Source organism: Rhizobium sp. P44RR-XXIV (assembly GCF_001999485.2).
Taxonomy (GTDB): Bacteria; Pseudomonadota; Alphaproteobacteria; order Rhizobiales; family Rhizobiaceae; genus Rhizobium.
The window spans coordinates 57,270-82,027 of record NZ_MPVZ02000028.1; the positions used below are offsets into that span (position 1 = coordinate 57,270).

A 24,758-nucleotide genomic window follows, 5' to 3' on the forward strand; every position below is an offset into this window, starting at 1 on the left:
AGTGCCCCGGGGGTGGCGGGACGCGAAGGAAGCAGTCCGTCCAAGCAAGAGAAAGGGGCGGTTTAGCCGCCCCTCAATCCACTATTACAAGCCAAGCTTGGACTTGACCGCCGCCAGGCCATCCCCACCGTCCTTGGTGGTGACGCCGGCGAGCCAGGGCGTAACTGCCGCCGGATTGGCCTTCAGCCATTCCGTTGCTGCTGCTTCCGGTTCCTTGCCGTCGTTCAGGATTTTACCCATGATTTCGTTTTCCATCGGCAGGGAGAAGACGAGATTCTTGATGAAGGCGCCGACGTTCGGGCATTCCTGCAGATAGCCTGCACGGACGTTGGTGAAGACGTTCGCGCCGCCGTAATTCGGTCCGAAGACGTCATCACCGCCGGAGAGATAGGTCATCTTGAAGGTGGTGTTCATCGGATGCGGGGCCCAGCCGAGGAAGATGATCGGCTTGCCTTCCTTGTCGGCGCGGGAAACCTGGGCGAGCATGCCTTGCTCGGAGGATTCGACCACTTCGAAGCCCTTCAGGTTGAAGGTATTCTTGTCGACCATGTCGATGATCAGGCGATTGCCGTCATTGCCGGGCTCGATGCCGTAGATCTTGCCGTCAAGGTCATCCTTGTGGGCGGCGATATCCTTGAAGTCCTTGATGCCGAGTGCGGCACCCTTTTCGTTCGTCGCCAGCGTGTACTTGGCGCCTTCCAGGTTGGCGCGCACGGTTTCAACCGACTTGTCCTCGGCGAACGGCTTGATGTTCTCGGCCATGGAGGGCATCCAGTTGCCGAGGAAGACATCGATGTCCTTGTTCTTGAGGGACTGATAGGTCACCGGCACGGCGAGGACCTTGACGTCGGTGTCGTAGCCGAGTGCCTTCAGGAGGATCGAGGCGGTTGCGGTGGTGGAGGTGATGTCCGTCCAGCCGACATCAGCGAAATGAACGGTGCTACAGCTCGCCGGCTCAGCAGCGGAAACCGCCGTTGCGCCAAATGTCAGGGCCGAAAGAGCTGAAGCGAAAGCGACTGCGGTAAGGGTCATTTTTATCATTAGGTGACTCCCAGTTTAACGTTCCCAAGCAACCATCAATAACTGACATTTTCAACCGATCACAGTGTATTTGCGCCGGTTTGAGGGGGCTGATTGCGACGCCTCCATTTTTCGGGCTGAAGGTTGCGAAGGTGGGCGTTACGCAACCGAATCGATCCTGTTTCCTGTGGTTTTCGCCGAGAATATCTTTTCTTATCGTCCCGGAGCACCCATGAAGCATCTAAGGAGAATGTCATGGCCAAGCTTTACTTCCATTATTCGACGATGAACGCCGGCAAATCGACCATGCTGCTGCAGGCTGCCTACAACTACCAGGAACGCGGCATGCGCACCGCCGCCCTCATAGCCGCTCTGGATGATCGTGCGGGTCGCGGCAAGATTGCTTCGCGTATCGGTCTAACGATGGATGCCACACCGTTCGAGCCGACCGACGATCTTTATGCATTGATCGAAGGAATGCACGCGGACGAACCGCTGAATTGCGTTTTCCTCGATGAGGCGCAATTCCTGACGCGTGAACAGGTGTGGCAACTCGCACATATCGTCGATCGACTTGGACTGCCCGTCATGGCCTATGGGCTGCGCACGGATTTTCATGGAAGGCTGTTTCCCGGATCGCAGGAGTTGCTGACCATCGCGGATGAGCTTCGAGAAGTGCGGACGATCTGCCATTGCGGCCGCAAGGCGACGATGGTTGTGCGACTGGATGGTGCTGGCCAGGTTGTGCGCGAGGGTGCGCAGATCGAGATCGGCGGCAGCGACAAATATGTCTCGCTTTGCCGCCGCCATTGGGAAGCGGCGATATCGGAGGAGTGAGGCTCCGTATCGCTTTCGTTTTCCGGCGGATGGTTTCGGTGTTCCAAGGTAACCGGGATTAGCCAAGACTGAGCTGATCGGGAGGCATGATGAAACTGTTCTGTCTGACGTTTGTGGCCGCTATGCTCGCTTTCGGTTCTGCCGCTTTTGCGGATGGAGATGCGGCGGCAGGCGCTGCCGTTTTCAAGAAATGCGCCGCCTGTCATACCGCGACCGAACGAGAGAACCGCGTTGGGCCATCGCTTGTGGGCATTGTCGGTCGCCCGGTCGCCACCTTTCCGGATTACAATTACTCAACCGCGATGAAAGCCTTCGGGGCTGGCGGCAAGGTTTGGGACGAAGCTCTCCTGCGGAAATATCTCCCGGGGCCGCAATTCCTGGTGAAGGGCACCAGAATGACATTTCCCGGCCTGAAGAGCGACAAGGATCTCGACAATCTGATTGCCTATCTGAGGAATCCGACCGCCGCCCAATAATATGGCCCTGCCATTTTCATGTCGCGCGGAAGCAGCTAGTCTCGCCTCGAGAGGCAGGGGAGAGTTGCTTTTATGGCCATACCTCATTCCTTCGATGGTACGCTCGACAAGGCACATGTGACGCTCGACGACGCCATCGGCAGCGCGAGCGCGGCGGTGGCGATGCTGGGCGGGCATACCAGGGGCGAAGGCCTCGACACCGTCAATTTCCCGGTGGAGGAAGCACTGGTGCGCGAGGCCATCGAATTGCTGGACCGATGGAAGTCCCTTGCACTGTCGCTGGTCAAGGAACTCGACGGCGTGACCGCGCAGGCCGATTTGCAGCACCGGCGGCTGTTTGACGAAAAGGCAGGCCTCGAGAATGCGGGCGTGCTGCGCAGGAAGTTGGCAAGCGGCCCCGCAAAACCCGAGGCAATCATTGCCGATCTCGATGCAGCCCTGAATGCCTCAGCCACGCTCGACCTCCTGTTAAAACAGGCTCGTCCCGCATTCGCGCAGTGCTTTCACGAATGTGAGCTCCAGCTAGAGGGCGTGATCGAGCGGCGGCAGAAGCTCGATTTCGAGATTGAGGAGGTGCAACGCGGTGCCGATGCGATGACGGCGAGGATTGTCGATCACCGGCGTAGTCTGCCTTCGATACGCCAGGTCGATATACATGCGGAGCTTGAGGAGGACTATCGCGTTCTGCTGGCTGAGCAGGACGAAATTCGCAAGCGCGAGAGGGAGTTGCAGGCAGGCCGAACGGTGCGACAGCGTCTCATCGATATGTATGAAGGATTGGCGGGGGTTTTGAACAGGCAGATCGCCGCCGTCGGGGCCATGGCAGGCAAGCTCACCATCGACATCGAGCAGCGGATCGCTTTGTTGAAGGCATTGGAGCTGGAGGTCGATCCGCTGTCACTGACGACAGTTCGACCTGAAGCGGCCCAGAGCCTGATCGAGGCCTTCGAATCGAATGTGCTGGCCGGGCATGATCTGGCGGCACGCAAGGCGCATGTCGACAGGGTGTTCACGCGGCGGCTGGAGCCGCATCTGCTGCCCGTGCCTGCAGAGGCAGAGGGAATTTCAGGCGATGCGCAACGGGAGGAGTGATAGCTTTCCAGCGTCGAAAGTTCGGTGCAGACGGTTGTTGTTTCTCTCAAGAACACATATCTGCTTGAGCGCGAATGACGACTGGGTCTTACGGCACGGAAATCGAACGAGATTTTCGTGAAGGCCAATGCGCAGGTTCAGTGTAGTGCGTCCTTCGCATATCGGCGGGATGCGCGTTACGGTTTAGGAGGCGTGTCCATGCTTGACTCGATCACAGCGGTTTTGAGGCGGATGGGCAGCGCCATTGCACGGTGGCTGGGATTGGTCTTCGTCGGTATTTCCTGGCCGTTTCTGGCGGCGCATGGCTGGTATCGGCAGCGAAACTGGCTGATCAAGCTGCCGGTCGTCGGCTTCGTGACCCTGCTCGCCTTGCTCTATATCTATTTCGTCTGGCAGACGCAGATCTGGAGCGGGTTCAATACCGCCTATCCGGATGTCTACAAGTTTTCCGACCGCAAGTTTTCCGCCGGACAGGAATTGCCAGCAAGCGGGCAACAGGCCGCCGCCGTGGCGTCAAAGACCTGCCAAACATCGGCTGTCGTCGATGTTGCCGCAGATCTTACCGATTTCAACGTCAACCAGAACGCCTGGATATCCTCGATGCTGCTTTACAAGCTCGGGCTGTTCGGGATGTCATGGGATGACACACCTTTTCTCGACAACAAGGCGTCTTTCCAGCGAGGCATAAATTCGGTCGTCCGCCGCACCTCGGCGGAGCTGGTCGACACGATCGGCCGCGTGCGCGGAACCTCCGGCATCAACAGCGACCTGCAGAAAGCGCGCGGCAACTTGCAGTTCGACGAGTCGAGCTGGTATTTCGGCCTGCATCCGTTCGGCCCGAAGACGCCGACGCCGAGCTACTATCGCGCGGCAATTGCCAATTTGCGCAGCTTCAATACCGACCTTGGCAGCTGCAAGGCTATTTTCGACGGACGTGCCGACAATCTCCTGCAATTTGTCGATCACATTGCCAACGATCTTGGCAGTACGGCAGACATATTGGCCAAGCGTGCCGCGGATCACAGCTATGGTTGGCTGGACACGCGCGCGGACGATCGTTTCTGGTTCGCTTACGGCCAGCTTTATGCCAGCTACGGCATTCTGAGCGCCGCCGGCGCGGATTTCCAACAGGTCATAGCCGAGCGCAGCGTCGGCACGCTTTGGGCTGACACGATAACGCAGTTGCAAGTGGCGCTGCGCATCCAGCCCTTCATCATCTCCAACGGGCCTGAAGACAGCTCATTCATGCCGAGCCATCTGGCGACAATGGGCTTCCATATCTTGCGCGTGCGCTCGAACCTGGTGGAAATCCGCACGGTATTGGGCGGCCGCTAAAAGCGAAGCCGATCACGCCCTCGGCGGAGCGGGTCGCACAGGCATTGTCGAGCGATGATGGGAAAAGACTGCGGCGAAGTTCGTCGCGGTTAGCTGATCAGCTTGAGCCGGATGGCTTTCGCAACGAGCTGCGTGCGGTTGACGCAATCGAGCTTCTTGATGGCGTTCATCATGTAGGCGTTGACCGTATGGTCGGAGAGGGAAAGGATCTGGCCGATTTCGACAGAGGTCTTGCCCTGTGCCGTCCAGCGCACGACTTCGAGTTCGCGCGCTGAAAGCGTGTTTGGCATCGCACCATCGTTACGCTTCAAGCCATTATAAGCGTCGAGTGCCTGCAGCATGATCATGGTGAGTTCGTTGAACTCGCTCTGGCCGAGACTGTTGCGATTGCCCATGAACCAGAACAGAAGGCGCTGTCCGTTCGAGGAGTTGATCGGAATGATCACGCTCATCGGGCAATTGTAGTTGATGAGCAACATATAGAGCTCACGCGGCAAGTCGATGTCCGGCGCGCCATCCCTTTCAAGCAGGTGCCAGGATCGCGGCATGACTGAATCGCGTGTGCACAGCAGCATCGGACAGCGGCGAACCAGCTGCTGACGATCGAACTCCCGTACGAATTGGACGGGCACCGATCCTTCGATCAGCAGCGGCGTCATCATCGAATCATCCGGGACCGGGGCGTTCATGAAAGCCACATGGCTGAAGCCAAAGGCCGTTCCCGTTCGCTCCAGCGCCTTGGCAAACGCTGCTTGAGTCCGAGCAGAAGCCAGCTCGGCGGAAAGCAGCAATTGTCTCTCAGCAGTGATGATATAGGACATATGAGTAGAAGCGCCCACAGCGTGTTGTCGCAATCAAATACCCGATTTATGAGTGAATGCTAGACGCAAAAATACCACAGGACCAGAAATAATTTCATTTTCATATATTTTAATATTCCAACATGCGGATTTGTATGACTTTTTGCCAAAATAGGCCTTGTTGATGAAAATTTCGTCTCCAGCACCCCGGATTGCGACAGGGGCATACATTTCACGTCGATCGGATGCCTGCGGAATGGAAACCGACAATGACGGATCGGCTCTCCGAGCATATTCGAGGCGCCCTTTCCGGCGTCGTCGTGCGATCTGAAATATGGTTTTGGGGCTTGATGGAAGTCTGTCTTGTGATTATCTTCCTCCGATTTTGGCTTAGAATGGTATGATGAGTACCCCAAGATTTGCCGTGGCTCGCTTCAGCTAAATCCGATGGTTCCGAAGTCTTACTGCGACCCAGGATTTATCCGCCTGCAGCGCAGAAGCGAGTTGTCTTTCGGTAAATGATGCGGCGGGCTATAGGTCTGCCTTGCGAAGGCCCAAAGCGGTTGCTATCGGTCTTGCCAAAGTAATCGCTTCCAGGCGTATATCTCATGAATTTTCGCTTCCGGCCGCATGTTGCAGTGCGGTGTTGTCAAACGGCACTGTGGTTTCTGACGGCCATTTCGCTTCTGGTGTTTTCGTCCGTGCCTTCGCAGGCGGCAGAGGTCGCCGGCGGCTCGCCGATGCAGTTCCTGCTGGTGCATGGCGATATGGGTCAATGCCGCGCCGACAACAGCTGCCCGGACTGGATCTCGGCGGAAGGGCAGATCATGCCGGATTCGCCAAGGAAGCTGCAGAAGTTTCTGAAACGGCTCGGTGATCGCAAACTGCCGATCGTGGTCAGTTCGCCGGGTGGCGATGTGCGGGCGGCCATGGAGATGGCCTATGCGATCCGGAAGCAGAAGCTTTCTGTTGCGGTTGGCCGTACCCGTTCGCGGGCGTGTCCCTATGCCGAACCGATATGCTCGGCTGCGATCGCCAAGGATGGTTCGATCAAGGGCGAGCCATTTTCTGCGGGCGCGATCTGCTTTTCTGCCTGCCCGCTGTTTTTCTCCGGCGGCGTCCAGCGCGTCTCCAGCCCCTTCGCGCTTCTGGGTGTTCATCAGATCACGACGACCTATAGCGAGGTACGCGTCCAGTATCGCACCGAATATGAAATGGTGGATGGCAAGCGCAAGGTCCTGTCTAAGAAGGAGATTGGACGCAAGTTCGTCGGCAAGTACGATACGACCAAGCTCGACAAGGCGCAAAGGGCAAGGCTGGTCGGGTTTCTCGACAAGATGGGCATCGACAAATCGCTCGTCGATCTGATGCTCGGAACGGACCCCAGCGGCATCCATTTGATTTCGCAGATGGATGCTCTCAAGCTGAAACTGACGACCGAGCTTGCGGATGCCGTGACGCTTGTGGCTGCGGATGTTTGCAGTTCTCACAGAGCAGACGCTGGTTGTATTGAGTATGACAAGCATGCCTCGTCTACCGTCGTCAGTTCCGCATTTCGGAGCAACGAACGATCTCGCGGTGATGAAAAGTAATTCCCATTAAAAATTGATAGCAGCAATCGTTGCCGAGTTCGTTCTCCATGATGTTTCGTTTCTCTCCATGGCCGTTGTTCCAAAGCTACCGAAATGCCTTTCTGCTGCTAGCGGCTATTGCCGTTGCAATTTTCATGGCCATGACGGTTCAGCCTGTTATTGCCGCTACAGCTGCAGGCAAGCCGATGGAATTTGTGCTGGTGCATGGTGACATGGTTTGGTGCCGAAGCGACAACCGATGTCCGGATTGGATTTCCGCCGAGGGGGACATCACGCCAGACACTCCGACGAAGCTGCGGAAAATTCTCAATCGTCTCGGTGACGACAGGGTGCCCATTGTCGTCAGTTCGCCGGGAGGCGATATCGGCGCGGCGCTGGAAATGGCAAGAGTTATCCGCAAGCATAATCTTATGATTGCCGTTGGGCGGACACGGTGGAGGACTTGCCCGGTGGCCGACCCGATGTGCGCCAAAGCGCACATGCCAGATAGGACAATGAAGGGTGAAACATATTCGGGCGGCGCTTTTTGCAACTCCGCCTGCACTCTATTTTTTTCAGGGGGTATCAAACGTGTTTGTGGCCAATGGGCTTGGCTCGGCGTCCATCAGGCGAAATCATTTGATAGCGGTGCTCAAATTGAAAGGGCAGGGCTTTCACCTCAATGGGAAAAGAAGGTTATTCATTTTATTGAGGAAATGGGCGTCGATAAACACCTTTTCGATATCTCACTCGAAGCCAAACCGAACCAGATGCGCAACGTGCCGCAAATGGAGGCGCGATCGCTGAATCTTACAACAGAGCTGGCGGCTGTTGAGGACCTGGTGGCGGCACGTAATTGTCAAGACAATGAATCTCTCGTGGTTTGCGCTGCAAGAGCGCGCATACCACCCAGAAGATAACGGTCTTCAGCTATCTTTGCCTTTGGCTTTTGCCATGATCTGCTCCAGAAATCCAAGCAGCACTGCCGAAACGACGAAGGCAAGATGGATGATGGTGAACCACATCAGCTTGGCGTTGTCATATTGAGTGGCGTTCAGGAAGATCTGCAGCAGATGGATTGAGGAAATCGCCACGATCGAGGATGCAACCTTGATCTTGAGGCTGCCTGAATCGAGCTTGCCGAGGAAGGAAACCTCACCTTCGGCTTCGTCAAAGCGGCTCACGAAATTCTCATAGCCTGAAATCATCACCATCACGATCAGGCTTGCCACCAGCGCGGCGTCGATCAGGCCGAGGATAGCGAGGATCATGTCCGCTTCGTCATACTGGAAGACGTTGATCGTCACCTTGTAGAATTTGAAGGCGAATGAGACCGCGTAGACGGCGAGCGAGGCAGCGAGGCCGAGATAGAAGACGACCAGGAGCCAGCGGCTGGAGAGGATAATGCGCTCGACCAGTAGTTCCAGGGACTTCATGTATTTTCCTTTTCTATCCTGTATTTGCCTGGGAATAATAAGCCCGCCTTGGTTTGGCAACAAGGCAGTGTGTTTCGCGCGGGACAGTGAAGCGCGGCTATTCACACTGGATACGTATTGGGTTATCCCGACAGGGAAATGACTGCATGTTGGGGATAGGTCTTATGGCAACGGTGGCATCCGACATAGAAATTGCTCGAGCCGCAAAGAAGCTGCCGATCATCGAGATCGGCGCCAAGCTCGGCATTCCGGCGGAAGATCTTGCTCCCTATGGCTATGACAAGGCGAAGATCAGCGCGAGCTTCATCACCGCGCAGTCCGGCAAGAGGGATGGCAAGCTGATCCTGGTGACGGCGATCAATCCGACGCCCGCGGGCGAGGGGAAGACCACCACGACAGTCGGCCTCGGCGACGGCTTGAACCGCATCGGCAAGAAGGCTGTGGTCTGCGTGCGCGAGGCTTCGCTTGGTCCCTGCTTCGGGGTCAAGGGTGGGGCGGCCGGCGGCGGATATGCGCAGGTCGTGCCGATGGAAGATATCAACCTGCATTTTACCGGCGATTTCCACGCCGTCACCTCGGCCCATAATCTGCTTGCGGCGCTGATCGACAACCACATCTACTGGGGCAACGAGCAGAACATCGATATCCGCCGCATCACCTGGCGCCGCGCGATGGACATGAACGACCGGGCATTGCGCGATATCGTCGCCTCCCTTGGCGGCGTTGCCAATGGTTTTCCGCGCGAAGGCGGCTTCGACATCACGGTTGCATCCGAGGTCATGGCGATCCTATGTCTCGCATCCGACCTTAAGGATCTGGAAAAGCGGCTCGGCAACATCATCATCGGCTATCGCCGCGACCGCACGCCCGTTTATGCCCGCGATCTGAAGGCTGATGGCGCCATGGCGGTGCTGCTGAAAGATGCGATGCAGCCGAACCTCGTGCAGACGCTGGAAAACAATCCGGCATTGGTACATGGCGGCCCCTTTGCCAATATCGCCCATGGCTGCAATTCGGTGATTGCCACGCGCACGGCGCTGAAACTTGCCGATTACGTCGTGACCGAAGCCGGCTTTGGCGCCGATCTGGGCGCTGAGAAGTTTTTTGATATCAAGTGCCGGAAGGCCGGCCTCTCGCCGGACGCGGCCGTCATCGTTGCGACGGTGCGCGCACTGAAGATGAACGGCGGCATCAAGAAGGACGATCTCGGCAAGGAGAATGTCGAGGCGCTGGTAAAAGGCTGCGCCAATCTTGGCCGTCATGTTGCCAATGTCCGCAAGTTCGGTGTGCCTGTTGTCGTAGCCATCAATCATTTCGTCTCGGATACGGAAGCCGAGGTCGCGGCATTGAAGGACTATGTCGCAAGGCTTGGTGCCGAGGCGATCCTCTGCCGCCACTGGGCCGAAGGCTCGGCCGGGATCGAAGACCTCGCGCATAAGGTGGTGGAGCTTGCCGAATCCGGTCAGGCGAAATTCCAGCCGCTTTATCCCGACAATCTTTCCCTGCTGGAAAAGATCGAGATCGTCGCCTCCAAGATCTATCATGCGGGCGAGGTTACGGCTGATAAGGCCGTGCGCGACCAGCTGCGCTCATGGGAAGATCAGGGCTACGGGCATCTGCCCGTTTGCATGGCCAAGACCCAATATTCGTTCTCGACCGATCCAAACGTTCGCGGTGCGCCCGAGGGGCATGTGGTCCAGGTTCGCGAGGTTCGGCTCTCGGCAGGTGCCGGCTTCGTTGTCGTCATCACCGGCGAGATCATGACCATGCCCGGTCTGCCGAAGTCACCGGCGGCGGAGCGAATTTTCCTCAATGATCAGGGCTACATCGAGGGATTGTTTTAAGTTCTGATTCTGGTGGAACTGCCTGCTGGAGCGGTTCAGCTTTTCACGGAATCTCTGAACCGCTCTATCTCTTTGTTCTCACGCAATTCCGGACGGAAAACCGCTGCGCACTTTTCCTGGAATTGCTTTAGTGGCAGTACCGGAAGCCGCCGTTCCTCTCGATTACATCGAGATGGAAATGCGTTTCGTGGGCGGCATCGCTTTCCGGATCGAGCACGGTCGTGAAATAGAGGCAGGCCGAGGCGCTCGTGGCGCGCTGGAATGCGCCGGTCAGGGTCGGATCCTCGCGCCGGGGCTCGATGCCGATGGTCTTGCCGTTTTCGAAGGTGAAGCTCGCGACATCGATGGCATTGCCGCGGGCGTGCTCAGAGATCTTGCCGGTGGAAGCATTGTTGCGCAGGCGGCAAATATAGGTCGAGGCCTGGTTGATTGTGACGATCTTGCCGTTCTCCAGCGCCGCAGCCGAAGGGATCACACTTTCCTTCATCCATTGGGCCAGCGCCAGCGCCGCCTCGCACCGCATCTTGCCTTCGGGCTTGAATGCTATGCCCGGCAGCGGTGAGGACAGCGCAATCGGTTTGTCGATGCCGCAGCCATTGCCATCATCGATGCGGGGAATCTCTTTGAAGGTTGCGCCCATGGCTGTGAGATCCTTGAGGCATGTCTCATGCTCTTCGCTTGATTCCGAGGCGATCGTCAGCGGCGGGGCGGGCGGAGCCTGCGTCTGATCCGGCGCCGGCTCATCCGTCGCAGTCGGCGGCTTCTCGGAGGGAGCGACTGGTTTTTCCTCGGGTATTACAGGCTTCTCCGCCGGAATCGGTGGAGCATCGGCTGGCTGTGTCTGTGCCTTGTCCGGCTTTTGCTCTGGTATTGGCCCGGTTTGCGGAAGTGCAGCGGCCGTGAGCACGACAACAGTAGAGATTAGTGAAATCATTCTAAACAGCATCAAGTAATTCAGCCAATTCTAATGATGATGCCGATAGAACGCTTGAGCCGACCATTTCGTTGCAATTCAGCAACTTTTTGTCTTTGCCTTTAAACATGATCATTTTATTCATGATTATTGGCGACTGATATATTGACAATAATACTCATGTTTTTTATGCGGCAGAAAGAGGGCGGAATATTTCTGCCTTGTTAACAAAAACAGCCCAGCCAGCCCCTTGTCTGCTTTTGACGCAGCAACCAGCCAGCCCGGTAAAGCAGTTCGAAAGGAATGGTTATGGTTGTCCGGCGCTCCCGCTCGGCTCTCTTGGCATGCACTGCGTTTCTGGCTCTTGGGCTGGCGACGCCGTCTTTTGCCCAAACAGCAACCCAGAATGATCAGGCGACTGGCGATACGGCCAAGAGTGAGGGTGTCACGAGCCTGAAGCCGATCGTGGTCAAGGGGAAGGGCAAGGCGACGAAGGACGTGCTTGCCGATTCTCCGACCGCCAGCCAGACGACGGCAAAGGACATCGATGACAACCAGATCAGCCGCATCGAGGATCTCGGTCGCAGCACTGAAGTCGGCGTCGGCTTCAACCGCACCACCGGAGGGATCAACATTCGCGGCCTCGGCGACGACCGCGTCTTGACGACGATCGATGGCATCCAGATCCCCTTTCTGCTTGATGTCTCTCGCGGCGCCGATGGCGGCGTCAACAGTTTTGATTTCAACGGGCTTTCGAGCGTCGATGTCGTGCGTGGCGCCGATTCCAGCCGTGCCGGCTCGGGCGCTCTCGGCGGTGCCTTCGTATTGCGCACGCTGGAACCGGAAGATCTGATCGCGCCCGGCTCGACATGGGGCGGCGTCTTCAAATTCGGCTACAATGGCGATGACCGGAGTGTCGGCGGTTCGGCGGCGGTTGCCAAGCGCATCGACAATACGGCCGTTCTTTTCGAAGGTGGCTATACGCGCGGTCATGAGCTTCAAAACAACGGCGATGTCGGCGGCTACTCGACCAAGCGCACCAAGGCGGATCCGGCCGACTACAATCAGAGAAGCGGCCTCTTCAAGATCCGCCAATATACCGATATCGGCACCTTCGGGGTCACGGCTGAGCACTACAATAAAGATAAAGACATCGATGCGATGCACTCACAAAGCCCAACCGGAAACCTCCGCCCGGGCAATTACGATACGAACGACAATACCGAACGCAATCGCGTTTCGCTCGACTACAAATATGACGCTGAAAGCGCTGACTCCCTGCTCGATACGGCCAATGCCGTCTTCTATTGGCAGAACCTCCTGCGCGAAGAAGGTCTTGAGGGTTATCGCTATACCTCCGTCATCGGCGACTACTCGCGCAGCAACGAAATGGAAGACCGCAGCATTGGCTTTAACGGTAACGCGTCGAAGTCCTTCGACACCGGTAGTCTGCATCACAAAGTTACATTCGGTCTCGACACCGCTTTCGACAAGGTACATCAGTACTCTGCTGGCGTAGATAGTTGCGCTCTTCCCCGTTGGCGTGCGACTTGCGCATTCCTGCACACCAATCAGTCTGATATGCCCGATGTCGACGGCAAGCGTGTCGGTGCCTTCATCGACGACAAGATCGAGTTTGGCTCCAGCAATTTCTCTCTGACACCTGGCCTTCGCTTCGACTGGTATGATTACTCGCCGAAGAACACGACTGCTTTCCGCGACAGCGCCAACTATCAGGGCCTGCCATCCGGCCAGTCCGACAGCCGCTTCTCGCCGAAGCTACGCGCCTCCTATCAGCCGCAGGACAATGTCGAGATCTATGCACAATGGGCCATGGCCTTCCGTGCGCCTAACGTCAGCGAGCTCTATGTCAATTACGGCGTGCCCGGCGGCTATGTCAGCTACGGCAACCCCGACCTGAAGCCGGAGACCAGCAACGGCATCGAAATCGGCACCAATCTTGGCGATGACGATTTCGGCGGCCACATCGGCGGCTTCTACAACAAATACAAGAACTTCATCGACTCAGCATCTGTACCCGATCCGACGCGTACCTATCCACTCGGGATCACCGAATACTTCAATCGCGCCAATGTCCGCATGTTCGGCGTCGAAGTGAACGCGCATAAGAGGTTTGACAACGGCATTCACATCAAGGGCGCCCTTGCCTACGTCAACGGCAAGGACTCGGATAGCGGCGAGTGGATCAATTCCGTGGCTCCGGCCAAGGCCGCCCTCACCGTCGGCTATGCGACCGAAATCTGGGGAACGGACCTGACCTTCGTCACCGCGACGAGCGAACCGAAGAAGACGGGCGATAACTTCCGTACTCCCGGCTACGGCATCTTCGATCTGACGGGCTGGTGGGAGCCGGAGCAGGTAAAGGGGCTGTCGCTTCGTGCCGGTGTCTACAACATCTTCAATAAGACCTACTACGACTCGCTTAACGTCGCGTCCACGGGTCTCACACAGCCTTCGGCCTACTATTCCGAGCCCGGCAGAACCTTCAAGCTGACGCTGACGCAGAGGTTCTAAGCGGTCTCACCGACGCAGCAAACTCAGGCGATGCTTCGGCATCGCCTCTTTTTTTGCCCTCATGAGGCGGTATCGTGAGGTTTGCGCAATTGTAAATCGCAACATTCGATGCTAATGGAAGCGCCCAGTCTTCAAACCTGTTGAGAAAAGAGAGGAGGACCTTATGACCAAGATAGTCTGGCATATTCGCCAGTTCGGTCCGACTCGTGCCCTGCGGATGCGTTTGCAGGGCTGATCAGAGGCTGTAACTCACTCATTCTTCTGGTCTGCCCTTTGGGCGGCGTGGCTTCGTGCATTTATGCCTGTGTGGCCGCGTCATGACATGTTTTCGAGCATTGGCCTGTCCATGGCCAGCGACATCGGCGTAGCGCGGCGAAAGGAGCCGCAGGCGGTGTCTCGGAAATGCTCGAGCAAGACCGGAAAAGACCATGACTCTGATCAATCTCCGCAATTTCGGCGTTACCCTGGGTGCGCCGTTGTTTTCCAATCTCAATCTGACCGTCGATGCCGGTGACCGCATCGGGATCGTCGCCGCGAACGGGCGCGGAAAGACTTCACTGCTCAACACCATAGCCGGCAGGCTTGAGCCGACGACGGGCGAGATGACGCGCGCGCGCGGTCTGCGGGTCGGGTATGTCGAGCAGAACGTACCCGCCGATCTGCTTGATGTCTCCTTCTATGATGCCGTTCTCCGCGCCCTGCCGAAGGAGCAGGCCGCAAGCGAGAGCTGGCGCGTGGATGTCACTCTCGATTCGCTCGATGTGCCCGCGGTGATGCGGGAGAGGACGCTCGCCCAGCTCAGCGGCGGCTGGCAAAGACTTGCCATGCTTGCCCGCGTCTGGGTGACCGAGCCCGACGTCATGATGCTGGACGAACCGACCAACCATCTCGATCTCGCCAAGATCGCGTTGCTGGAGGACTGGCTGAATGCACTGCCGCGCGATGTCGCCGTGCTGATTGCCAGCCACGACCGCGCCTTTCTCGATGCTGTGAGCAACCGGACGCTGTTCCTGCGGCAGGAGCAGTCGCAGATCTATGCGCTGCCCTATAGCCGGGCGCGGGCGGCGCTGGACGAGGCCGATGCTTCGGAAGAGCGGCGCTACCAGAAGGAGATGAAGACGGCGCAGCAGCTGCGCAAGCAGGCGGCCAAGCTCCACAATATCGGCGTCAACTCCGGCAGCGATCTGCTGACCGTGAAGACGAAACAGCTGAGGGCAAGAGCCGAGAAACTGGAGGACGCCGCTCGACCGAGCTATCAGGAGCGTTCGGCCGGTGCGATCAAGCTCGTCAATCGCGGCACTCAGGCGAAGATACTGGTGACGCTCGACGATGCCTCTGTCGAGACACCTGACGGCACGCTGCTGTTCAAGACCGGCAAACGCTGGATCTGCCAGGGGGACCGCATCGTCCTGCTCGGCGCCAACGGCGCCGGCAAGACCCGGCTTGTCGAGATGATCCGCAAGGCCATCGACGATCCGGCGAATGCCGCAGCAATCAAGCCGACGCCGTCGTTGGTGCTGGGCTATAGCGATCAGGCCCTCTCCAATCTTGGTCAGGACGATACGCCGTTAGGCGTCATCACACGGCTGTTCGAGCTTGGCGAGCAACGCGCCCGTACTTTGCTTGCCGGCGCCGGCATGAACATCGAGATGCAGGGGCGTGCCATCGGCAGGCTTTCCGGAGGACAGAAGGCGCGGTTGGCGATGCTGGTGCTGAGGCTCACCAACCCCAACTTCTATCTGCTGGACGAGCCGACCAACCATCTGGATATCGATGGCCAGGAGGCTCTGGAAGACGAACTGACGGCGAACGAGGCAAGTTGCCTGCTCGTTTCCCACGATCGCAGCTTCGTGCGCAGCATAGGCAACCGCTTCTGGCTGATCGACCGGAAACGACTGATCGAAGTCGACGGGTCGGAAGAGTTCTTCGAAGCGGCCCGAACGCAGGACTAGCAAAAGGGTGGGCAGAGACGGAACATCGTTTCTGCCCATTCGCCGAGATTGCGGCTTGCGCATCCCGTCATCTCACGCTAACAATTCCCGCCATGAACATGTCCTTGAACAACATTGCAGTTTGGTGGTGGGCTCGCTGAGGCGGCCTCGACCAATCGTGTTCAAAGACCACGAGTGAGCCGCCCGAGATTTCGAGGCGGCTTTTTTGTTATAAAGGCCGCCTGTCATCCGGGCCCGATAACGGAGTGGGAATAATGGTAACGATCCTTCGGGATGATGGTGCGGAAGTCTACGAGACGAAGGGCGGGATCACCGTCACCCGACAACGTCGGCCGACTCCTTATGCGGATGCGGTTTCGTCCTATATCGACAAGCTCGACGAGCGTCGCGGTGCGGTGTTCTCGTCGAACTACGAATATCCTGGCCGCTATACCCGTTGGGATACCGCCGTCGTCGATCCGCCGCTCGGCCTTTCCTGCTCAGGCCGCGATGTCTGGATCGAAGCCTATAACGAGCGTGGCGAAGTCATTCTCGGCTTCATCGCCGAAAAGCTGAAGACGGTTTCCGAGCTGACGCTTGGCGCCTCGACGCCGCGCCGGCTCGACCTGACGGTGAAGGCGCCGGACCGGATCTTCACCGAGGAAGAACGCTCGAAGATGCCGACGGTGTTTACCGTGCTGCGCGCGGTGACGGAGCTGTTCTATTCGCAGGCGGATGCCAGCATCGGCTTCTACGGCGCCTTCGGCTACGATCTGGCTTTCCAGTTCGACGCCATCAACCTGAAGCTCAAGCGCCCCGACGACCAGCGCGACATGGTGCTGTATCTGCCGGACGAGATCCTGGTGGTCGACAACTACTCGGCCAAGGCCTGGATCGACCGTTACGATTTCGCCAAGGATGGCATTTCCACCGAGGGTAAATCCGGCGAGATCGCCGCTGAGCCCTTCCGTCACACCGATACGATCCCGCCGAAGAGCGATCATCGTCCCGGCGAATATGCCGAGCTGGTGGTCAAGGCGAAGGAAAGCTTCCGCAAGGGCGATCTCTTCGAAGTGGTCCCCGGCCAGAAATTCATGGAGCGCTGCGAGAGCAAGCCTTCCGATATTTCCAAGCGGTTGAAGGCCATCAACCCTTCGCCCTATTCTTTCTTCATCAATCTCGGCAATCAGGAATATCTGGTGGGCGCATCGCCCGAAATGTTCGTGCGCGTTTCCGGCCGCCGCATCGAGACCTGCCCGATCTCGGGTACGATCAAGCGCGGTGACGATCCGATCGCCGATAGCGAGCAGATCCTGAAGCTGCTGAACTCCAAGAAGGACGAATCCGAGCTGACCATGTGCTCCGACGTCGATCGCAACGACAAGAGCCGCGTCTGCGAGCCGGGCTCGGTCAAGGTCATCGGCCGCCGCCAGATCGAGATGTATTCGCGCCTCATTCACACGGTCGACCACATCGAGGGCCGTCTGCGCGACGACATGGACGCCTTTGACGGTTTCCTCAGCCACGCCTGGGCCGTCACCGTCACCGGCGCGCCGAAGCTTTGGGCCATGCGCTTCATCGAGAGCCATGAAAAGAGCCCGCGTGCATGGTATGGTGGCGCGATCGGCATGGTCGGCTTCAACGGCGACATGAACACCGGCCTGACGCTGCGCACCGTGCGCATCAAGGACGGCATTGCCGAAGTGCGGGCAGGCGCAACGCTGCTCAACGACTCGATCCCCGAGGAAGAAGAAGCCGAAACCGAATTGAAGGCCTCCGCCATGCTGTCTGCCATCCGTGATGCCAAGGCTGCGAATTCCGGCAAGCAGCAGCGCGACGTTGCCTCCGTCGGCAAGGGCGTGAAGATCCTGCTGATCGACCACGAGGACAGCTTCGTCCACACGCTGGCGAACTACTTCCGCCAGACGGGCGCGACGGTTTCGACCGTGCGTACGCCGGTGCCGGAGGAGGTGTTCGACCGGCTGGATCCCGATCTGGTCGTTCTATCGCCGGGACCGGGCAATCCGAAGGATTTCGACTGCAAGGCGACGATCAAGAAGGCGCGGGCGCGCAACCTGCCGATCTTCGGCGTCTGCCTGGGTCTGCAGGCACTGGCCGAAGCCTATGGCGGCGAGCTGCGCCATCTCGCACTGCCGATGCATGGCAAGCCGTCGCGCATCCGCGTGCTGGAACCGGGTCTTGTCTTCTCCGGCCTTGGCCGCGAAGTCACCGTCGGCCGCTACCATTCCATCTTTGCCGATCCCTCGACACTGCCGCGCGATTTCATGATCACGGCCGAAAGCGAAGATGGCACGATCATGGGTATCGAGCATGTGAAGGAGCCGATCGCGGCGGTGCAGTTCCATCCGGAATCGATCATGACGCTCGGCGGCGATGCCGGCATGCGGATGATCGAGAACGTGGTCGCGCATCTGGCTCGCCGTGCGAAGACGAAGGCGGCCTGATCCTAGCTCCGACGCTGTGGATTTAAATAGAGCATCCCCATGCACTCGGAAAAAGTGCATGGGGATGTTTTTTGCCTTGAAAGAGCCAACAAACACCTGAAGACATCTCGTGTCGGGTAGGGGCTTCCGGTCAGTGATTACAAGGACATTCAAGGGCGTTCTGATCGCCGTGCTGGCGCTCGTCGCGATCGCCGCTCTCGGCATCGTGGTGCCGCGTCCGCTCTGGCACGATGAGCCGGTGCTGGCGGAGCAAACCCATCGCATCCTGATGCTCAGCAACCCCATCCATACAGATATCGCCATACCTGTTGATGGCGATCTCTTGGCTCGCTTTGCATTCCTGCGGACGGCCGGGCTTGATCTCGATAATCCCAACCTGCGCTACCTCGTCTTCGGCTGGGGAGGCCGCAGTTTCTATATCGAGACACCGACATGGGCGGATCTGAAGCCTGGTCCGGTACTGAAGAGCTTCACCTTGGATCGGTCCGTCATCCACGCCGAACTTGCCGGTAATATCCCCGAGGACGCACCGGCGGTGACCGTGCTCAATATCGATGCCGGTGGGCTTGAGCGGCTGAAGCAATTCATTCTGGACAGCCTCGTTCAGGGGGATGGAGGGCCGATATCCCTGCCGGGCAGCAATTACGGCCCGAATGACGCATTCTTCGAGGCGAGGGGTTATTTCAATGCCTTCATGGGCTGCAATACGTGGACGGCCGCCGCATTGAGGCAGGCAGGATTGACCACCGGCCTATGGACTGCTCTGCCTTGGATGCTGCGGCAATCGCTTGATCTGCACAATGATCGCGATCGTTTCGCCGCAGATCGTTCGTCCGTCAAAGGGCTGTAGCCACCGGTTTGACTTGCCAAGGGTTGTAAATTAATCTTCCGGCGTTCCTGTGGGGCACATCGGCATGGAGGCCGAAAGGGCTAGGCCCGCCCGCTGATATCACTCAGCAGGAGTCTGTCCATGCCAACCCTCGATACCTATCGCAAACAAGCCAAGCTGCTGATGCGCTGGCACCGTGATCGTGACTATTCCATTGGCGGGAGAGTTCGAGTCCTCGACCGTTTCAGCGCCCTGACGGATCGTGAGATCCTGGCGATGAAATTCCCTTTGGCGCTGGCGCAGGAGATCGTTGCGGTCGAAGCGGGCCACAAGAGTTGGGCCGAGTTGAAGGCCGTGGCCGCGGGTGCGCCGAAGACGCCACCGGCTTCACCCGAACCGCCGGTTTTCAAGAGTGTCATTCCCATCCTTTTCGTGCGGGATGTGACGACGAGTGCGGCCTTCTTCAGGGAAAAGCTCGGTTTTGTGGCGGAGTTCTTGCATGGCGCACCGCCATTCTATGGGGCGGTGTCGCGGGACGGCATCTGGATCCACTTGCGGCTCGTCTATGAGCCCTATTTTGCCGCCGCTGCGGCAAAGGAGGGGTCGCTCATTCTGGCTTCGATCGAGGTGTCGAATGTCCAGGGCTTGTTCGAGGAGTTCAAGGCCAGAGGCGTCGAGTTCGCGCAACCGCTGACCAAACAGGCGTGGGGCGGCACCGATTTTCACGTGCGCGACCCGGATGGCAACGTGTTCTCGTTTGTCACGTTCAGATCGTAACGCCTTGATCCCTAGAGGGTTGCCGCAGAGCGATGGACCTCACAGATCCTCGCAATCCTGCCAGCCTTCCTCGAAGACGAGCTTCTCAAGCGGCAGGCGGTCGCGCCATCCCTTCACGGCAAGCTCGGGCATGTCATAGAGTTCGTCGACATAGCCGACGCAGAGCCAGGCGACGATCTTGACGTGCTTGGGTATGCCAAGAATCGTCTTGATGGCCTCTTCGTGGAAGATGCTGACCCAGCCGACGCCGACGCCTTCGGCGCGGGCGGCCAGCCAGAGGTTCTGCACGGCGCAGACTGTGGAGTAGACGTCGGTCGCCGGGTTGTGGGTGCGGCCGAGCACGACAGGGCCGCCGCGCTTGGTGTCGCAGGTAATGCAGATGCTGAGCGGCGCCTTGCGGATGCCTTCGAGCTTCAGCCGCTGATATTGGGCGCGGCGATCACCTGCGAACATCGTGCAGGCTTCCTCATTTGCCTGATGGAATGCATGCCAGACGCGTTCGCGTGTTTCCGGCTGACGGATCAGGATGAAGTTCCATGGCTGCATGAAGCCGACCGAGGGGGCAGCATGAGCCGCTTCGAGCAGGCGCCGGACAAGATCATCGGGTAGGGGATCGGACTTGAATTGATCACGCACGTCGCGGCGCGTCTCGATTGCGCGATAGACGGCATTGCGCTCCTCTTCCGAAAAAGCGCCGGCCGCAACCAGATGATCAGGCGCTCCCGCTGGGACGTCGATAGCAGTTGCGGCAATAGGGGCATTGTCAGGAGTGGGCATATTCAACCATGGTTTATAGAGAGCGGCGATTTGTCGGCCGATGCCGGCCACCCTTGCATGCGGGGCTGAAGCACAGCTTAGCGCGCGATTGCAAGCGAAACTAACAGCTCGGTTTTTCACAGACGAGTGCATAACCGGCTTCCACTGTCGCGAAGCGATGGTTTGCAAAGTCTCGCTGTAGTTTTTGCTGGACGACGTGGCGACCCAAGTCCACTTCCAAATGATTGCGAGGGGCGTTATGCCAGTTCGCAAGCCTGTCTTGGCCGGTATTCGCCTTGAAGACGCCACAAGGGCGATCCATGCGAGCGCCGAAATAGCTATTCATGTGGAACCGGAGGGCGAACAGGCCCGCTGTATCCGCGTCAAGGAGATCTGAGATGCCCAACACCGATGTTTCCGGCCTGTCGATGCTCGGCAGCCAAACCGAGACCGCCGCAAATCCCGAGGCGGCCGTTCTCGAAAAAGTGCCGGCCGGCCATGCCGGCACGGATTATGTCGTGCGCTTCACCGCGCCGGAATTCACGTCGCTCTGCCCGATGACGGGCCAGCCGGATTTCGCCCATATCGTCATCGACTACGTGCCAAACGAATGGCTGGTGGAATCGAAGTCGCTGAAGCTTTTCCTGCATTCCTTCCGCAATCACGGCGCATTCCATGAGGATTGCTCGATCTATATCGCCAAGCGCCTGGTGGAGCTGCTGGATCCGAAATGGCTGCGCATCGGTGCCTATTGGTATCCGCGCGGCGGCATCCCGATCGATGTCTTCTGGCAGACGGGCAAACCGCCGGAGGGCGTCTGGCTGCCGGATCAGGGCGTGCAGCCCTATCGTGGCCGAGGCTGAACAAAAGAGCCGCCATCCGGAGATGGCGGCTTTTTCCTGGAGCTTATGTCTGCCTGATTTCAGGCAAACGAGCTGTCGTCGTCGCTATTGTCGAACGAATCGTCATTGGCGTCGTCCTGAGCGTCTTGGGCAGCATCCTGGGCGTAATCGGCCGCGCTCTGATCGCTATTATCGTCGTTGCCGAAATAGTTGTTGTTGATGACGGTTTCCTGAATGGGCTGTTCCGCAGCATTAGCCGCTGCCCCGCCGAAGAGGCCGCTGCCGGAATTTCCGCCGAAGAGACCGCCGCCAGTGCCGCCCAGATGCGGGCTGAACAGGCTGGAGAGCGATTCCGCCAGCATCACGCCGCCGGCGACGCCGGCTGCCGTGCCGAGCGCGCCGCGCAGGAGCTGCCGCCGGCGAGGGGCTGCTGCCTGCTGGCTCCACGGGCCTGATGGTTGCTGCTGCGGCTGGCCGCTCCAGGGACCGGGCTGCGGCGCGTTGCGGGCATAGTCCTCATAGAGGCGGCCCTGCTGCTGCGGATATCCAGCTTGGGGCTGGGGTGCCGGAGCGCGCTGCTGCTGGCCACCGCCGAAGAGAGAGCCGATTCCGCCGAGGAAACCGCCGCTCTGGCCTTGTTGATGATTATCCGCGCCCTGCTGCTCGAGCTCGTGGACACGAGCCTCGAGTTGTTGGATGCGATCGGCTGCGGCCTTCATGCCCTGTTCCTGCATGATGACGGCCTGCGCCAGAAAATATGGCGCATAGGGCTGGTCGCGAACCGACTGGTTGATGAAGGTTTCCGCATCGGCGTCGCGCTGGGCGCTGCCGGCGGTGCGCACGCGATCGAAGAGAGAAGCGAGTAACTGACGTTCTTCAGGCGACATGATGGCCTCCTTGGCTATCTGCTGCTGTAAATTCGGGGCGCGACTTCAATCGCGCTGACCTGACGTAGGATCCAATCTCGGCTTTTCAAAGCCATTCAAGTTACATTTCGGTAATCCGCAACCATAACGCCATGTTGTCAGGCGCTATTCCCGCCTTGTCTTTTTCCTGCATTGTTTTACGCATTGAGTCGCACTATGTGCGGTGTACGACGCATCATGCTGGAGACTTGCGAATGAACGACGAAGACGAACAGGAAGACAAGAAGAACGAACAGCCGTTGGGCAAGGACGCGGAGGCGAATCTTTTCAAGTCGCGCTCGATCTTCATCTATGGCGGCATCACGCAGGAACTGGCCCAGAAGGTCTGCTCGCAGCTCGTGGCACTTGCTGCAGCCAGCGACGAAGACATTCGCATCTATGTGAACTCGCCCGGCGGCCACGTCGAATCAGGCGATTCCATCCACGACATGATCAAGTTCATCAAGCCGAAGGTTTGGGTGATCGGCACAGGCTGGGTCGCTTCCGCCGGTGCGCTGATTTACGTCTCGGTTCCCAAGGAACGCCGTATTTGCCTGCCGAACACGCGCTTCCTGCTGCACCAACCGTCCGGTGGCACGCGCGGCATGGCGTCCGATATCGAGATCCAGGCACGCGAAATCATCAAGATGAACGAGCGCCTGAACAAGATCTTCTCGGAAGCCACCGGTCAGCCGATCGAAAAGATCGCCAAGGACACGGACCGCGACTACTGGCTTTCCGCCGAGGAGCCAAGGCTTATGGCCTGGTCTCGCGCATCGTGACCTCGCAGGCAGAGATTTGATCTAGCCGATTTTGCTTGAACGAAAACCCTCGCTTGCCGGAAGGCAGGCGGGGGTTTTCATATGTTGGCGATGATTTGCCTCACTGCTCCATCGTCCGGTGACCGGCATTCAGAGGCCATCATCCGCCGGTGAGCCAGCGAAAAGTGCTGCGAATGAAGGCCTGCCCGTTTTCGGTGACGGGATCTCCGTGAGCCATCAGTACTTTCTCGGCTGGCCACTCAAGAACTTGCCGGATCGATGCGCGCGCAGCACTGCGATCGGTAAATGCGGCGCGAAACTTTCGAGGCACGGACGGCTCCGCGGCGACCATAAGGTCGAGACGGGCTACGAATGCCCGCCAGCCCTTGAACCATCCCGGATGGAAATGCTGGACAAGGTCGGTGAAAAGCACCGTTCTGCTTTGGCGATGAAAGAAGACGATCTCCGTCGTGATCAGGTTGCCGCGTATGACGGCGAGATCGATGTTATCGACCCAATCGCTGTCCATGGCTCCATCGAGGTTGCCGTCGAATCTGATGTCCCTGCGCTTCTGCGCCAGACCGCGCGGGGCGTAGACCTTGGCATTGGGGTAGGCGCGCTGCCAGTCACCCAGAAATACATGGTGAAGCGAATTGGGTGGTATCAGATAAGCTACATCCCCCAAGGCGTCGATCTCTGTGCGAAGGGCATCCGAGATTTGCGTCGGCGACCACAGGAACAGGCTGCCATTGGACAATCGGATGACGGCCATGCGCGTCGAGTAATGGAAACCGGCGGCCGCCGTGATGATGGGGCCATCGGCGATCCAGATATCGGGGCCGAATTCTTTGAGGGTGGCAACCATTCTTCAAAGCGTTCCCACGCGAAAAAAGTTTACATGAGTGTAAATTTACACTAAAGTATAAAAATGGCAATACCAAAGCGAACTGAGCGATCACGAACACTCATCCTGGATGCCGCCGTGCTGGCCTTTCGCGAGGCCGGTTTCGCCGAGACCTCTGTGGAGGAAATCGCGATGCGCGCCGGCCTCACGCGCAAGACGGTCTATAATCTGTTCGGCTCGAAAGAGGAGATCGCCCTGCAGCTCATCGCGCGGGTGGAAGCAGGTGACGCAATCTATCGTGCCCGGATGGAGGCAAATGAGGACGTCTTCGTGTTGCTGGAGCGGGTCTTTCTCGACAGTGCCGGCTGGTGCCTGGCAAACCCTTCGCTCGCCAAGCTGGCGCTGGCTCCAGCCGAGAGACCATCGCTTGAGCCGAGGCCTGACCGTCCGTCTTTCCAACGGCTCGTCAGGGACCTTCTGGTGCTTGGTCAACAGCAGGGCGTCATTCGCAAGGACGACGACCCGAATTTCATGTCGCTGGTTCTGCTTGGCATTTATGGGCAGGCAATGCTGACCGCTCTTTCGAGCGGCCGATTTAGCGAGGACGAGATCAGGCATCTCATCCGCATTGTCGTCGAGGGCATTGGCGAGCGGCGCTGATTCCCCTGACCAGATTACCGAGCTTTGGCTACCCGGAAGGAAGGTGCTGGCGGCGGGATGGACCGCCGCCAGCTTTCGCCGCTAGGGAGATTTGCAACGTTTCCGAGGGCGGCGAATTCGAAAGATCGG

21 protein-coding genes and 1 pseudogene are annotated in these 24,758 nt (G+C 58.5%); 15 read left to right on the top strand and 7 right to left on the bottom strand.

What is annotated here, in order from left to right:
* Positions 1-84: 84 nt before the first annotated feature.
* Positions 85-1,041 (bottom strand): choline ABC transporter substrate-binding protein, encoded by a 957-nt coding sequence (locus BSK43_RS17370; RefSeq protein ID WP_077471834.1) that lies wholly within the window; start codon positions 1,039-1,041, stop codon positions 85-87.
* Positions 1,042-1,275: 234 nt separating this feature from the next.
* Between BSK43_RS17370 and BSK43_RS17375 the strand changes: the two genes are divergently transcribed.
* From BSK43_RS17375 to BSK43_RS17390, 4 genes are all read left to right on the top strand, one after another.
* On the top strand, positions 1,276-1,857 hold the full coding sequence (locus BSK43_RS17375; protein WP_077471833.1) for a thymidine kinase: 582 nt from the start codon (positions 1,276-1,278) through the stop codon (positions 1,855-1,857).
* A gap of 89 nt (positions 1,858-1,946) precedes the next feature.
* A complete protein-coding gene (locus BSK43_RS17380; protein ID WP_077471832.1) occupies positions 1,947-2,333 on the top strand; it encodes a cytochrome c family protein in 387 nt (128 codons plus the stop codon).
* A 117-nt stretch (positions 2,334-2,450) separates the two neighbouring features.
* Entirely contained in the window at positions 2,451-3,425 is a 975-nt protein-coding gene (locus BSK43_RS17385) for a hypothetical protein (RefSeq protein WP_246662624.1), read from the top strand.
* Positions 3,426-3,656: 231 nt separating this feature from the next.
* The gene (locus tag BSK43_RS17390; protein WP_246662675.1) at positions 3,657-4,760 is read left to right on the top strand and encodes a DUF2333 family protein; all 1,104 of its coding nucleotides are present in this window, start codon (positions 3,657-3,659) and stop codon (positions 4,758-4,760) included.
* Between the two features lie 89 nt (positions 4,761-4,849).
* Here the strand turns inward: BSK43_RS17390 and BSK43_RS17395 are convergent, their stop codons facing one another.
* The gene (locus BSK43_RS17395; RefSeq protein WP_077471829.1) at positions 4,850-5,581 is read right to left on the bottom strand and encodes a LuxR family transcriptional regulator; all 732 of its coding nucleotides are present in this window, start codon (positions 5,579-5,581) and stop codon (positions 4,850-4,852) included.
* A 587-nt stretch (positions 5,582-6,168) separates the two neighbouring features.
* Between BSK43_RS17395 and BSK43_RS17400 the strand changes: the two genes are divergently transcribed.
* Both BSK43_RS17400 and BSK43_RS17405 read left to right on the top strand, forming a co-directional pair.
* Entirely contained in the window at positions 6,169-7,152 is a 984-nt protein-coding gene (locus BSK43_RS17400; protein ID WP_077471828.1) for a hypothetical protein, read from the top strand.
* 47 nt (positions 7,153-7,199) lie between these two features.
* Positions 7,200-8,051, top strand: coding sequence for a hypothetical protein (locus BSK43_RS17405; RefSeq protein WP_077471827.1), 852 nt, complete (start codon positions 7,200-7,202; stop codon positions 8,049-8,051).
* Between the two features lie 6 nt (positions 8,052-8,057).
* On the opposite strand, the gene BSK43_RS17410 is transcribed toward BSK43_RS17405, so the two are convergent.
* A complete protein-coding gene (locus BSK43_RS17410) occupies positions 8,058-8,567 on the bottom strand; it encodes a TIGR00645 family protein (RefSeq protein WP_077471826.1) in 510 nt (169 codons plus the stop codon).
* 164 nt (positions 8,568-8,731) lie between these two features.
* On the opposite strand from BSK43_RS17410, the gene BSK43_RS17415 reads away from it, so the two are divergent.
* Positions 8,732-10,411 carry a formate--tetrahydrofolate ligase gene (locus BSK43_RS17415; RefSeq protein WP_077471825.1) on the top strand — a complete coding sequence of 560 codons (1,680 nt, stop codon included), beginning with the start codon at positions 8,732-8,734 and terminating at the stop codon, positions 10,409-10,411.
* A 127-nt stretch (positions 10,412-10,538) separates the two neighbouring features.
* On the opposite strand, the gene BSK43_RS17420 is transcribed toward BSK43_RS17415, so the two are convergent.
* Positions 10,539-11,345, bottom strand: a complete 807-nt coding sequence (locus tag BSK43_RS17420) for an extensin family protein (protein WP_246662625.1) — start codon at positions 11,343-11,345, stop codon at positions 10,539-10,541.
* Positions 11,346-11,633: 288 nt separating this feature from the next.
* On the opposite strand from BSK43_RS17420, the gene BSK43_RS17425 reads away from it, so the two are divergent.
* From BSK43_RS17425 to BSK43_RS17445, 5 genes are all read left to right on the top strand, one after another.
* Positions 11,634-13,859, top strand: a complete 2,226-nt coding sequence (locus tag BSK43_RS17425; protein ID WP_077471823.1) for a TonB-dependent hemoglobin/transferrin/lactoferrin family receptor — start codon at positions 11,634-11,636, stop codon at positions 13,857-13,859.
* 428 nt (positions 13,860-14,287) lie between these two features.
* Complete coding sequence (locus BSK43_RS17430) at positions 14,288-15,811, top strand: ABC-F family ATP-binding cassette domain-containing protein (protein WP_077471822.1); 1,524 nt, start codon at positions 14,288-14,290, stop codon at positions 15,809-15,811.
* A 254-nt stretch (positions 15,812-16,065) separates the two neighbouring features.
* Positions 16,066-18,255, top strand: a complete 2,190-nt coding sequence (locus BSK43_RS17435; protein WP_077471821.1) for an anthranilate synthase — start codon at positions 16,066-16,068, stop codon at positions 18,253-18,255.
* Positions 18,256-18,391: 136 nt separating this feature from the next.
* Positions 18,392-19,105: a TIGR02117 family protein gene (locus tag BSK43_RS17440; RefSeq protein WP_246662676.1), complete on the top strand. Its 714-nt coding sequence runs from the start codon at positions 18,392-18,394 to the stop codon at positions 19,103-19,105.
* A gap of 120 nt (positions 19,106-19,225) precedes the next feature.
* The gene (locus tag BSK43_RS17445) at positions 19,226-19,861 is read left to right on the top strand and encodes a glyoxalase superfamily protein (protein WP_077471820.1); all 636 of its coding nucleotides are present in this window, start codon (positions 19,226-19,228) and stop codon (positions 19,859-19,861) included.
* 39 nt (positions 19,862-19,900) lie between these two features.
* Here BSK43_RS17445 and bluB read toward each other — a convergent pair whose 3' ends face one another.
* On the bottom strand, positions 19,901-20,638 hold the full coding sequence (bluB, locus tag BSK43_RS17450) for a 5,6-dimethylbenzimidazole synthase (protein ID WP_077471917.1): 738 nt from the start codon (positions 20,636-20,638) through the stop codon (positions 19,901-19,903).
* A 377-nt stretch (positions 20,639-21,015) separates the two neighbouring features.
* Between bluB and queF the strand changes: the two genes are divergently transcribed.
* Positions 21,016-21,480 (top strand): preQ(1) synthase, encoded by a 465-nt coding sequence (gene queF, locus BSK43_RS17460; RefSeq protein ID WP_077471818.1) that lies wholly within the window; start codon positions 21,016-21,018, stop codon positions 21,478-21,480.
* 59 nt (positions 21,481-21,539) lie between these two features.
* Here queF and BSK43_RS17465 read toward each other — a convergent pair whose 3' ends face one another.
* Positions 21,540-22,346 carry a DUF2076 domain-containing protein gene (locus BSK43_RS17465; RefSeq protein WP_136687076.1) on the bottom strand — a complete coding sequence of 269 codons (807 nt, stop codon included), beginning with the start codon at positions 22,344-22,346 and terminating at the stop codon, positions 21,540-21,542.
* Between the two features lie 233 nt (positions 22,347-22,579).
* Here BSK43_RS17465 and BSK43_RS17470 point away from each other — a divergent pair.
* Positions 22,580-23,166: pseudogene (locus BSK43_RS17470) on the top strand (ATP-dependent Clp protease proteolytic subunit).
* Positions 23,167-23,285: 119 nt separating this feature from the next.
* Here BSK43_RS17470 and BSK43_RS17475 read toward each other — a convergent pair.
* The gene (locus tag BSK43_RS17475; protein ID WP_136687078.1) at positions 23,286-23,990 is read right to left on the bottom strand and encodes a DUF4336 domain-containing protein; all 705 of its coding nucleotides are present in this window, start codon (positions 23,988-23,990) and stop codon (positions 23,286-23,288) included.
* Positions 23,991-24,053: 63 nt separating this feature from the next.
* On the opposite strand from BSK43_RS17475, the gene BSK43_RS17480 reads away from it, so the two are divergent.
* Entirely contained in the window at positions 24,054-24,629 is a 576-nt protein-coding gene (locus BSK43_RS17480) for a TetR/AcrR family transcriptional regulator (RefSeq protein WP_077469360.1), read from the top strand.
* Positions 24,630-24,758 lie beyond the last annotated feature (129 nt).